Consider the following 11,811-nt stretch of genomic DNA (forward strand, 5'->3'; position numbering starts at 1 on the left):
CGCGACCCTTAGCGATGACCGTACACGCGTGGACGCGTGTAGTAGTCGATGAGCGGAACGGTGATGTTAGCCAGCAGCACGGCAAATGCCACGCCGTCCGGATAGCCGCCAAAGCTGCGAATAAGCCAGACCAGCAAGCCTGCCAGCGCGCCGAAAATCAGTCGACCACGGTTGGTGGTAGAGGCGGTGACCGGATCGGTCAGAATAAAGAATGCCCCGAGCATGGTCGCGCCGGAGAGCAGATGGAGCTGCGGGCTGGCCAGTGACTCAGGTGAGATAACCCAGCCGAGCGTCGAGCAGACGGCCAGCGTCACCAGGAAGCTCACCGGAATATGCCAGCGGATCGCCTTCTGTTGCAGCAGGAACGCGCCACCCAACAGGTAGGCCAGATTGACCCACTGCCAGCCAGCACCTGCCAGTACGCCGCTGTAAATAGACGATTTCATCACCTGCTCCACGCTCTGTCCGGCACGCAGGGAGGTTTTGAAGGTATCGAGCGGAGTGGCCTGACTGATGCCGTCCACGCCCATGCGAAGCGCGTTCATATCTGCGCCCAGCGCGGTGTGGCCGGTAAAGATAACGTGCAGGGCATCCATAAAGCCGGGCACCGTGGCGGCGATCTCATGCGGCGGCAGCCAGCTGGTCATCTGTACCGGGAAGGAGATCAGCAGTACTACGTAGCCAATCATCGCCGGGTTAAACGGGTTATGGCCCAGCCCGCCGTACAGCTGCTTGGCGATGATCACCGCAAACACCGTTCCCAATACCACCATCCACCACGGGGCGAACGGGGGAATGCTGATGGCCAGCAACAGGCCGGTCAACAGGGCGGAGTTATCGCTCAGGATGCGAGTCACCTCCATTTTGCGCAGCTTCAGGATCGCGGCTTCCGCTGCGACGGCACTGGCGCAACCCAGAACTAACTGGAAAAGCGTACCCCAGCCGAAAAACCAACACTGTACGGCAATACCTGGCAGCGCGGCCAGGCACACCAGCATCATAATACGCGATGTCTGGCGCTGGTTATGGGTATAAGGGGAACTTGCAATTCTGAAAACCATTTAATCCTCGTTAACGGCTTGCTGCGCGGCTTTCTTTGCCTGAACGCGCGCAATCGCGGCGGCGACTGCGGCTTTGCGTGGATCGTCATTAGCGGCCGCAGGCAGTTCGTCCTGCTGTGCCGCTTTTCGTGCTTTGGCACGGGCGATGGCCGCTTCAACGGCGGCTTTACGCGGATCGACAGGGGCTTCACTCTCTTCGGCAGGTTGTAGCTGTGCCGCTTTACGTGCTTTGGCGCGGGCGATAGCGGCTTCAACGGCCGCCTTGCGCGGATCCGTCGCTTCCTGTTCAACCACCACTGTCTGCTGACCGGCTTTGCGGGCTTTTGCCCTGGCAATAGCCGCTTCCACCGCCGCTTTACGCGGGTCGATGTCGGCTTCCGGTTTGGCGTTTTGCGCTTTCTCCGCCTGACGCGCGCGTGCTTCGGCTTTCCGCGCTTCGCGGGCTGCAATCGCTTCGCTGTTGTCCGGTTTTTCTCCCGGAGCGATCACAACCGTCTGGGCGGCGGTGGCTTTCTTCTCGCGCACGCGGGCCAGGGCTGCGTTAATGGCATCCTGATCTTTCGCCGCAGGCTGCACGGCAGCCTGCTTATGGCGTTCCTGACGGGCTTGTTTCTCGCGCTCCAGTCGCGCCTGGCGCGCTTCAAAGCGGGCCTTCGCTTCAGCGGCACGTTTTTCTTCCATGGAGATGGCGTAGATTTCAGCTTTCTCCTGACGGAAATACTGCACCAGCGGAATATTGCTTGGGCAGACCCAGGCGCAGGCACCGCATTCAATACAGTCAGCCAGGTTATGCGCCTGGGCTTTATCGTGCAGCTGGCCTTTGCTGTACCAATACAACTGCTGCGGCAGTAAATCTGCCGGGCATGCGTCCGCACAGGCGCTACAGCGTATGCAACCTTTCTCTTCCTGCGTTTCGCCCATCTCCGTCAGGGAAGGGGCGAGCAGGCAGTTGGTAATCTTCACCACCGGCACATCAAGCCACGGCAGGGTAAAGCCCATCAGCGGGCCGCCCATAATGACCAGTTGATCGCTACCCGGGCAGAAGCCAGCCTGTTCCAGCAGATGACGCACCGGCGTACCCAGACGCGCCCAGATGTTGCCGGGACGGGAGACGGACTCGCCGGTCAGCGTGACGACGCGCTCGGTCAATGGCTCGCCGTCAATCACCGCACGTTTCACCGCGTAGGCGGTCCCCACGTTTTGCATCAGCACGCCGATGTCGGACGAACGGCCTCCGTGGGGGACCTGTTTGCCGGTCAGGATCTGCGTCAGCTGTTTTGCCCCGCCGGACGGATATTTGGTCGGGATCACGCGCAGGGCGATATCATGGCTGTCCGCCAGTACCGCACGCAGCATCGAAATGGCCTGCGGTTTATTGTCCTCAATACCGATCAGCACTTCGCGGGGTTGCAGGATATGCGCAAGAATGCGAATACCTTCCACCACCTGCGCGGCACAGTCCTGCATCAGACGGTCATCGGCGGTGATGTACGGTTCGCACTCGGCGGCGTTGATGATCAGCGTTTCGATTTTATCGCCGCCGCCGTGAAGCTTAGCGCCGGTCGGGAAGCCTGCGCCCCCCAGACCCGCCACGCCGAACTGATGAATGCGTTCAATCAGCGCTTCACGGCTGTGGGAACGGTAGTCGCTCCAGCCGTCACGCTCGATCCAGCGGTCTTCACCATCGGCTTCAATGATCACGCTCAGCTCAGACAACGCCGACGGATGGGCAACGGTATGGGGGGCAACAGCCACCACCTTACCGGAAGTCGGGGCATGTATCGGCAACATCCGTCCGCGACCAAAGGTCAGCGGCTGGCCGCGAAGAACGCTATCGCCTTCTTTCACGCACAATTCGCCTTCCGCGCCGATATGCTGTTTCAGGGGCATAACGTAACGGGTCGCCAGCGGGATCTGGCGCAGCGGCGTGCCGTTAGACTGCGATTTCATCTCAGGCGGATGAATGCCGCCGTCGAAATCCCAGATCTTCTCTTTTCTGAAGGCAGAAAATAACTTAAGCATGTTGTTCCACAGGAATATTGCGAACCGGAATGGTCTGAAGGTCCCACTTCCAGTTTTCGGTAGTCGTTTCAACCGGGCGCAGTTCTATACACTGCGTCGGGCAGGGCGCCACGCAGAGATTACAGCCGGTGCACAGATCCGCCACAACGGTATGCATCGCGCGCGTTGCGCCCACAATGGCGTCAACAGGACACGCCTGAATACATTTTGTGCAGCCAATGCAGTTGGCTTCGTCGATAACAGCAAGGGCACGAACAGGCTCCTGGGCCTGTTCATCGCCGTCGACAGGCTGGGGATCGACGTTCAGCAGGGCAGCTATTTTAAGCATGACCGCTTCGCCACCCGGCGCGCAGCGGTTGATCTTTTCTCCCTGCACGCCCACCGCCTCAGCGTAAGGGCGGCAGCCAGGGTAGCCGCACTGCCCGCACTGGCTCTGGGGTAAAAGTTCATCAATTTTTTCAACCACCGGATCGTCCTCCACCGCAAACCGGCGGGAGGCGTAACCCAGAATGATGCCAAAGACGAGTCCCAGCACGCTGATGGACGCGATGGCAATCCAGATAGCACTCATTACAACTTCACCAGACCACTAAAGCCCATAAAGGCCAGAGACATTAAACCTGCGGTCACCAGAGCGATGGCGTTACCGCGAAACGGCGCGGGAATATCCGCCGCGGCCAGACGCTCGCGAATCGAGGCGAACAGGACCATAACAAAAGAAAAACCGACCGCGGCGGAAAAACCATACAGCGCCGATTGCAGGAAATTATGCCCAAGGTTGATATTCAGTAGCGCCACGCCCAGCACCGCACAGTTAGTGGTGATGAGGGGCAGAAAAATACCCAACAGGCGATACAGGGCAGGGCTGGTTTTCCGCACCACCATTTCGGTAAATTGCACCACGACCGCAATGACCAGAATAAAGGCCAAAGTGCGCAGGTAGAGCATGTCGAGCGGGATTAGGATCCAGGTATCAATCAGCCATGCGCAAATGGAGGCCATCGTCATCACGAAGGTGGTTGCCAGCCCCATGCCCATTGCCGTCTCCAGCTTTTTGGAGACGCCCATAAACGGGCACAGGCCAAGGAACTTCACCAGTACGAAGTTATTCACCAGCACAGTTCCGACAAAGAGCAGTAAGTAATCGGTCATTATTTAGCCTGAAATAAAATAGCCGCCTATTATCGGATAAACGACAACAGGCCACAACAGGTTAACTGTAAGGTTATTACGGGTTGACAAAGGTCTTCTTAACGCGCGTCGAACGCTTGAAATAAGGGACCAGAAGCGCCGTCGCCAGTAGCGGAAACAGTAACTGGCGAACCGCCAGCGCGTCAGACACAGGCGAGAAAGCGAACGCTTTGACAGCCAGCAGCACGGAGACCAGCAGCCAGATAATGTAATGTTTTGGCACGCTTTTGCGGCGTTTGAAGAAGGCGATAGTCAGCCACAGCGTGTAGTACCACATCGCGATCGCGAAAACGAACGACACAAACCACGTCGCAATATTGAGCGCACTCTGGGACATCAGTGTCTGGATAGCATGAGGCGTAACCAGTGCGGTGGTGTAAAGCAACAGCGCCAGTGAAGCGCTTAATAATGCCACCAGCAGCCATGCCAGCGGGGCGATTAACCAGCCCCCAATTCTCTCTCCAGGCAATGCGGTCATACGCTCTCCCATAGTCTGCGCGAAATGTTATACAGAAATTTGCAGGGCGGAGAGTATATAACATTTCACGCCGAAGGCTACTTTCTTATACAACGTAACGCCATACGGATTTAGGCACTTCCCCCACATTGAACAGACGACCGCCAGAGACCAGTTCGGCGCGACGATGGTCAGCAGCGCGGTACATATTGATGATGTCCTGATTATCCGACAGCGTGTAGTTCAGATGGTCAAACAGTTTTTCCAGGCTTTCAAGGGAATTGATCTTGCGAAATTTTAATAAATAGTCCTGAACTGTCATATTAATAAGTTTCCATAAAAAAGGGTAATACCCATAAAGGTAATGCGTTCGAATAATAAACGGATTAATAAAGACGTAAACTGTCCACTCGGGTAACGCGACGAAATTAGGAGTTTTCTTTGCGAAGAATCAGGCATCATGAGATGCCTGAAAGAGAAGGGTAACCCCGTTCATTACGGCTGGCAATATGTTCCATGACGTAATGTGTCACGCTTTATGACGACACGGCTTACTTTTGTTGTGCGACAGTCACAGGCTCCGGCGGCTGGTAGTTATCGATATGGCTGGCAATGCCGAGCAACACGACTGAAACCCCAAGGACAATCCATCCCGCTAATTCAATGATTCGATTAATTATTGACGTCATAATTTGTGTTTGTAATTTATCCATAAATACAGATTACAAATGTTACAGCGCCCTTTTCTTCAGAGCAAGCGCTTTGGGAACGATTCCCCGGCCCCCTATGCGCACTTTAATGCGAGGTAACAAAAAACGCTGTCGTGAGATGCTATTTTAACTCACAGGGCACATTATTAATGTGTGCGTTAAGCACAAGGCCAGTGATAAATAAGCGCACAGCGAGGGGGCAAACGATGAGTGAAAACATCCGCGTCGGTCTTATTGGCTACGGGTACGCAAGCAAAACCTTTCATGCACCGCTGGTTGCCGGCACGCCGGGAATGGAACTGGCGGCCATCACAAGCAGCGATGAGACTAAGGTCCGCGCCGACTGGCCAGCTGTGCCGGTGGTAACGGAGCCTAAGCATCTGTTTAACGATCCTAATATTGACCTTATTGTCATTCCTACCCCTAACGACACTCATTTCCCCCTGGCGAAAGCGGCGCTGGAGGCAGGCAAACATGTTGTTGTCGATAAGCCCTTCACCGTGACGTTGTCACAGGCGCGCGAGCTGGATGCGCTGGCGCGAAGTCTGGGTCGGTTATTATCGGTCTTTCACAACCGGCGCTGGGACAGCGATTTCCTGACGGTCAAAGCGCTGCTCAACGAAGGCACGCTCGGCGAAATTGCCTTTTTTGAGTCGCACTTCGATCGTTATCGTCCGCAGGTGCGAGATCGCTGGCGCGAGCAGGCGGGACCGGGCAGCGGCATCTGGTATGACTTAGCGCCGCATCTTCTCGATCAGGCCGTTCATCTGTTTGGTCTGCCCGTAAGCATGACGGTCGATTTAGCGCAGCTCAGGCCGGGGGCGCAGACCACCGACTATTTCCATGCCATTTTGAGTTATCCGCAGCGGCGCATTGTGCTGCACGGGACAATGCTTGCGGCGGCGGAATCGGCCCGCTATATCATTCATGGGGCGCGCGGCAGCTATGTGAAGTTCGGCCTGGATCCGCAGGAAGAGCGCCTCAAAAATGGCGAACGCTTACCGCAGGAGGACTGGGGCTACGACATGCGCGACGGGGTGGTGACGCGTGCGGAGGGTGAGGCGCTGGTTGAAGAGACGGTATTGACCCTGCCGGGGAACTATCCGGCGTATTACGCCGCCATTCGTGACGCGCTGAACGGTTCAGGTGAAAATCCGGTTCCCGCAAGCCAGGCAATCCAGATTATGGAGCTCATTGAGCTGGGGATTGAATCTGCCAAACATCGCGCAACGCTCTGTCTGGCATAAGTGCCAAACGCTTTCGTAGGCCGGGTAAGCGCAGCGCCACCCGGCAGTAAAGAGGACTACTGAGCAACTTTATCGCGCAGCGCCTGTTTCTCTTCAGGCGTCAGGAAGGCGATCTCCAGCCCGTTGATTTGCGCCTGACGGATCTGCTCGCGGCTCAGCCCGGCCTGCGGCGCGGCGATGTTGTATTCGTGAATAATATCCACGCCCTGAACCGCCGGATCGTCCGTGTTCAGTGAAGCCAGCACCCCGTGTTCAAGGAAGGTTTTCAGCGGGTGTTGCGCCAGCGATGCCACTGTACTGGTCTGAATATTGGAGGTCAGGCAGGATTCGATTCCAATACGTTGTTCGGCGAGGAAATCCATCAGCGCGCGATCTTCAATGGCTTTCACGCCGTGACCAATACGTTCCGCACCCAGTTCACGAATGGCCTGCCAGATGCTTTCCGGCCCCGCGGCTTCGCCTGCATGAACGGTAATATGCCATCCTGCATCACGTGCGCGGTTGAAATGAGACAGGAACAGGCTGCCCGGGAAGCCCAGCTCGTCACCGGCCAGGTCGATGGCGGTGATCTGGTCGCGATGCGCCAGTAATGCTTCCAGCTCCTGAAGACAGGCCGCTTCACCGAAGGTACGGCTCATAATGCCGATCAAACGCGCCTGAACGTCAAAGGTTTTGCAGCCTTCACGCACGCCTTCAATGACCGCTTCAACCACGCCCGCTACGGGGAGATTGTGGGTCATCGCCATATAGCCCGGGGAGAAACGCAGTTCGACATAGTGCAGGCCGTTGCGCGCGGCATCTTCGATGTTTTCAAAGGCGACACGGCGACAGGCATCGACCGAGGCCAGCATCTTCACGCCCCAGTCGAGCTTGCTCAGAAAGCTCACCAGATCCGGTTCGTTCGACGTGACCTGAACATGAGGGATCAGGGTTTCAAGCGTTTCGGCAGGGAGGGTTAAATTGAACTGGCGACCAAGATCGAGAATGGTTTGGGCACGAATGTTTCCGTCGAGGTGGCGGTGAATATCAGTTAAAGGCAGGCGTGTATCAATCATGGTCGCACTCTTTGCTGGTTAAAGTGCGCCATATTATAAAAACAAAACGGGGTAAAAAGCTATTTGCGCAAGGGAATATTCCGTTGCGCAAATGATTTACAGCAGAGTGTTGATGCCAGCGATAAGGCGCTGAACGCCCTGTTCAAGCTTACTACGCTGACAGCCAGCGTTCAGTCGCACATAGCCTTTACCTTCATCCCCATAGGTATATCCCGGCATGATGGCCACTTTTTGCTGTTCAATCAGCACGTTTTGCAGCGTCTTGTCATCAATGCCAAGCGGGCTGAGATCGACCCAGGCCAGATAGGTTGCCTCTGGCGGTTGCCAGTTGAGTGTCGGAAATGCACTGTTTAATTCGCGAGCAACATACCGCAGATTCTCTTCGAGATAGGTCCGCAGCGCGTCCAGCCAGGGTTCGCCCTGTCGGTAAGCAGCAATATGCGCGGTCAGCGCCAGCACGGAAGGGGAAGAGAGTCCGTCCCTACCTTTTAATGCATTCAGATAGGCGTTACGGCTGGCGTCATCGGCGATAAGCCCCCAGGCGCCCGTCAGCGCCGGAATGTTGAAGCTTTTGGAACCCGAGGTCAGCAGCGCCCATTTACCGCGCGCAACCTCATTCCACGGGGTATGACGATGCTTGCCCCATACCATGTCCATATGAATTTCGTCGCTGATCACCGCTACGCCATAACGTTCACACAGGGCCGCCATTGTGGTCAGCGCCTCCCGAGTCCAGACTTTTCCGGTCGGGTTTTGCGGGCTACACAGCAGCAACACCTTGTTTTCCGGTTTTGCCAGCGCCGCTTCCAGCGAGGCCATATCCCCCTCCCAGCCATGCGCTGTTTTCTGCATCGGCACGGAAACAACGGTACGCTGGTTGCCTTCGATGGCTTTATAAAAGGCATCGTAAGCCGGAGTATGGACCACCACGCCGTCGCCAGGCGAGGACCAGAGGCGGATCAGCTCCGAGACCATATAAATGACCGACGGCCCATACACCACGGTTTCGGTATCAATCTGACTGTTAAAGCGTTGCCGGAACCAGTGCGCCACGGCGGCCAGAAATTCGTCATTTTTCCAGCGACTGTAACCAAACACCCCGTGGTTTATTCGCTGGTGCAGCGCATCGGTAATGCAGGGGGCGGTGGCGAAATCCATATCAGAGATGGTGAAGGGCAGCAGGTCGGCAGCGCCAAAACGGTCAGCGACATAATCCCACTGGGTACACCAGGTGCCGTGTCGATCCACGACGGTTGAAAAATCAAACATGACGGTGCTCCGTAAAGTAAAACCCCCTCATGACGAGGGGGGGCGAGGCATCAGGCTTCGACGGTTCGCATCAGGGTTGCCAGCTCATCCTTCACTGACTGTACCTGCGGGCCAATGACGACCTGCAAATTGTGCTGATTTAACTGTACTACGCCAATAGCCCGGTTAGCTTTAAGTGCGTTGGTATCCACTTTGGACATGTCCGCCACCGACAAACGCAGGCGGGTGATGCAGTTATCCAGAGAGGTAATATTATCCGCACCGCCCAGCGCCGCCAGAATAGCCGGCGTGTTATATCCGGATTTCCCAACGGTACCGGCCACCGCCTGTTCAACGCTGGTGGCCGTATCGGTATCGCGGCCAGGCGTTTTCAGGTTGAAGCGGGTGATGGCGAAGCGGAAGATCCCGTAGTAAACCGCGAACCAGATGGCGGCCACAACCGGCACCAGATACCACTTGGTGGACAGGCCGTGCAGGATACCGAATACCACGAAGTCAATCACGTTACCGTCGGTGTTACCGATGGTCACACCGAGCACAGCCATCACGGTAAAGCCCAGGCCCGTCAGTACGGCGTGGATGAGGTACAGTACCGGTGCCACGAACAGGAACAGGAACTCGATAGGTTCTGTCGTACCGCCCACCACGCAGGCAATAACGCCGGAGATCAGCAGACCTTTAATTTTATGACGATTTTCCGGACGGGCACAGTGGTACATCGCCAGCGCAGCACCCGGCAGGCCGCCGAGGAAGGCAGGCATTTTACCCTGAGAAAGGAAACGCGTCGCACTTTCAGAGAAGCCGTGAGTGGCCGGGCAGCTCAGCTGGGCCTGGAAGATGGTCAGCGCGCCGCTAACGGAATGACCGCAAACGTCCATGGTGCCGCCTGCTTCCGTAAAGCGGATCAGGGCAACCAGGATGTGCTGTAAACCAAACGGTAGCAGCAGACGTTCACCCGTACCGAAAATCATCGGGCCGAAATCACCCGCGCCGTTGATAATGCGGCCAATCCCGGTGATCCCCATGGCAAAAATCGGCCAAATCAGAGGGATGATCAGACCAAACAGACCCATCACAACCAGCGTAATGATTGGCACAAAGCGGGTCCCGCCGAAGAAGGCCAGCGCATCGGGCAGGCGGATGTTGTGGAAGCGCTCGTGCAGCATCCAGATAATCACCCCCGCGATCACGGCTCCAAGGATCCCGGTATCGATGGACTGAATACCAATCACGCTCTGAATGTTATTGGCTTTCAGTACCGCCGCGTCGGTCGTCGGCAGGATCCCTTTGGCGGTCAGCCAGAAGTTAACCGCAAGGTTCATGACCGCATAGCCAACGAAGCCCGCAAACGCCGCCACGCCTTTGTTTTCGCGCGCCAGACCCAGAGGAATGGCGATACAGAACATTACCGGCAGGAAGCTAAAGGCAAACGATCCGACCTTGCTCATCCAGATGAATCATGATTGAAGTGATATTAATATGTTAAATCAGATAGTTAAGGTTATGCGGTTTTTCTATGGGGCATCAGTGGGGCATTTTGAGTAAATGATGCGTTCAAAATGCCCACCTGGTCATGGTTATTCTCGGTCATCCATTTACCGTAAACCGTGAATAGCATTTGCGCTGACGAATGGCCCATCTGGTGCGCAACGAAATTTGGGTTCGCTCCGGCGACCAGTGCCCAGCACGCATATGTGTTCCTGGTTTCATAAGACCGTCTTTGTCGGACGCCTGCACGACGCAGGGCAGTGCGCCAGGCTGAATTAATGGATCCGGGGACGTAGCACATCGTCTTCTTACCGTTCATTGAAGTAATGGACGGCGAGAATATAAAGGTGCATTCATCGGTTCTCTTTTTTTTGTATTCCCGTAGGCTGACGCTTACCTTGTGGGATGCCATCATTCTGGTCAGTGGCATTTGCGCCTTGAGTGCATCAATTGCTGGCTGGGTCAGCTGTATTGTTCGAATCCCGGCGTTGGTTTTTGGCAGGGTGAAGTTTCCCTTCAGGGAATAGTTACGTGACACTGTAACAGTCCAGTTGACAGTATCCACATCCTCCCAGGATAACGCGCTTAGTTCGCCATGCCTGACGCCTGTATTTACCGCAAAGATAACCATATTCTGAAACTGTAGCGTTGGGCAGGCCGCAACCACTCTCTGATACTCATCAGAAGTAAGAGGATCTGGAATGGGTCTTTCTTTTGCGAGAGGGGTAATACCTGCCATCAGATCGGTTTTCAGGTAGCCACTTTTGAAAGCAAAGCTCAGCATCCCGCCAAGGCATGCCATATAGCTATTGACTGTAGGAACGCTTCTTCCCTTTTTGGGTGGATGATTTAGGCCATGTCTGGTCTTCTGCCAGCCGTTCAGTAGCTCCTTCCTGGCACTAAGGATATCTTCAGTGTTCAGGCTGCCGATATACCTGTGCTCACCAATTGTTTCGATAGTGGTTGTGAGGTGGCAATCGTAACGCCTCAACGTCCCGAGGCTAAGCTCCATCTCTTTAAGTCCAAGCCATTTCGATTTCAGTTCAAGTAGTGAGAGTTGCTTTCTGACAGTGCTGAATTTCTCTGCGTTCGATGAATCAGGGAATTGCGAGGCATAATTGAATGTGCCTGTCTTTATCGCAAAGCAGACTGAAGCCCGAAGTTCGCCTGCCATTTTCCTGCTTTTTGGCGTGTCAGGAACGCCGAGATTTTCCCTGACACGCTTCCCCTGATATATGAACCATATGCGTAACGATTCGCCATGAACCTCTACGCCTGTTGGGTATGCTGCCATAATCATTCCTCGTTTGA

The 11,811-nt window shown here is 55.6% G+C and carries 11 protein-coding genes and 1 pseudogene; 1 reads left to right on the top strand and 11 read right to left on the bottom strand.

The features are described from left to right. Positions 1-8 precede the first annotated feature (8 nt). The 7 genes from rsxD to blr form a co-directional block, all read right to left on the bottom strand. Positions 9-1,061: an electron transport complex subunit RsxD gene (rsxD, locus tag BFV63_RS09745; RefSeq protein ID WP_003857588.1), complete on the bottom strand. Its 1,053-nt coding sequence runs from the start codon at positions 1,059-1,061 to the stop codon at positions 9-11. After that, complete coding sequence (gene rsxC / locus BFV63_RS09750) at positions 1,062-3,083, bottom strand: electron transport complex subunit RsxC (protein ID WP_003857585.1); 2,022 nt, start codon at positions 3,081-3,083, stop codon at positions 1,062-1,064. After that, complete coding sequence (gene rsxB / locus BFV63_RS09755; RefSeq protein ID WP_003857583.1) at positions 3,076-3,654, bottom strand: electron transport complex subunit RsxB; 579 nt, start codon at positions 3,652-3,654, stop codon at positions 3,076-3,078. Before rsxB ends, rsxC begins: the two co-directional genes overlap by 8 nt. Continuing rightward, positions 3,654-4,235, bottom strand: a complete 582-nt coding sequence (gene rsxA, locus BFV63_RS09760; protein ID WP_003857582.1) for an electron transport complex subunit RsxA — start codon at positions 4,233-4,235, stop codon at positions 3,654-3,656. The genes rsxB and rsxA overlap by 1 nt, the downstream gene beginning before the upstream one ends. 76 nt (positions 4,236-4,311) lie before the next feature. After that, complete coding sequence (locus tag BFV63_RS09765; protein ID WP_015570663.1) at positions 4,312-4,752, bottom strand: DUF2569 domain-containing protein; 441 nt, start codon at positions 4,750-4,752, stop codon at positions 4,312-4,314. 85 nt (positions 4,753-4,837) lie between these two features. Further along, positions 4,838-5,053, bottom strand: a complete 216-nt coding sequence (gene ydgT / locus BFV63_RS09770; RefSeq protein WP_000217941.1) for a transcription modulator YdgT — start codon at positions 5,051-5,053, stop codon at positions 4,838-4,840. A 229-nt stretch (positions 5,054-5,282) separates the two neighbouring features. Continuing rightward, complete coding sequence (gene blr / locus BFV63_RS09775) at positions 5,283-5,408, bottom strand: division septum protein Blr (RefSeq protein ID WP_151884424.1); 126 nt, start codon at positions 5,406-5,408, stop codon at positions 5,283-5,285. A 239-nt stretch (positions 5,409-5,647) separates the two neighbouring features. Between blr and BFV63_RS09780 the strand changes: the two genes are divergently transcribed. Then, positions 5,648-6,688 carry an oxidoreductase gene (locus BFV63_RS09780; protein ID WP_003857576.1) on the top strand — a complete coding sequence of 347 codons (1,041 nt, stop codon included), beginning with the start codon at positions 5,648-5,650 and terminating at the stop codon, positions 6,686-6,688. A gap of 56 nt (positions 6,689-6,744) precedes the next feature. Here BFV63_RS09780 and add read toward each other — a convergent pair whose 3' ends face one another. The 4 genes and pseudogenes from add to BFV63_RS09800 all read right to left on the bottom strand — a co-directional run bounded on the left by add (position 6,745) and on the right by BFV63_RS09800 (position 11,794). Beyond that, positions 6,745-7,743: an adenosine deaminase gene (gene add, locus BFV63_RS09785; RefSeq protein ID WP_015570661.1), complete on the bottom strand. Its 999-nt coding sequence runs from the start codon at positions 7,741-7,743 to the stop codon at positions 6,745-6,747. Positions 7,744-7,839: 96 nt separating this feature from the next. Continuing rightward, positions 7,840-9,012 carry a MalY/PatB family protein gene (locus tag BFV63_RS09790; RefSeq protein ID WP_048240905.1) on the bottom strand — a complete coding sequence of 391 codons (1,173 nt, stop codon included), beginning with the start codon at positions 9,010-9,012 and terminating at the stop codon, positions 7,840-7,842. Between the two features lie 50 nt (positions 9,013-9,062). Beyond that, positions 9,063-10,469: pseudogene (gene malX, locus BFV63_RS09795) on the bottom strand (maltose/glucose-specific PTS transporter subunit IIBC); the annotation flags it as partial. A gap of 44 nt (positions 10,470-10,513) precedes the next feature. Beyond that, positions 10,514-11,794 (bottom strand): site-specific integrase, encoded by a 1,281-nt coding sequence (locus BFV63_RS09800; RefSeq protein ID WP_069597513.1) that lies wholly within the window; start codon positions 11,792-11,794, stop codon positions 10,514-10,516. Positions 11,795-11,811 lie beyond the last annotated feature (17 nt).

Source organism: Enterobacter hormaechei subsp. xiangfangensis, from assembly GCF_001729785.1.
Classification (GTDB): domain Bacteria; phylum Pseudomonadota; class Gammaproteobacteria; order Enterobacterales; family Enterobacteriaceae; genus Enterobacter; species Enterobacter hormaechei_C.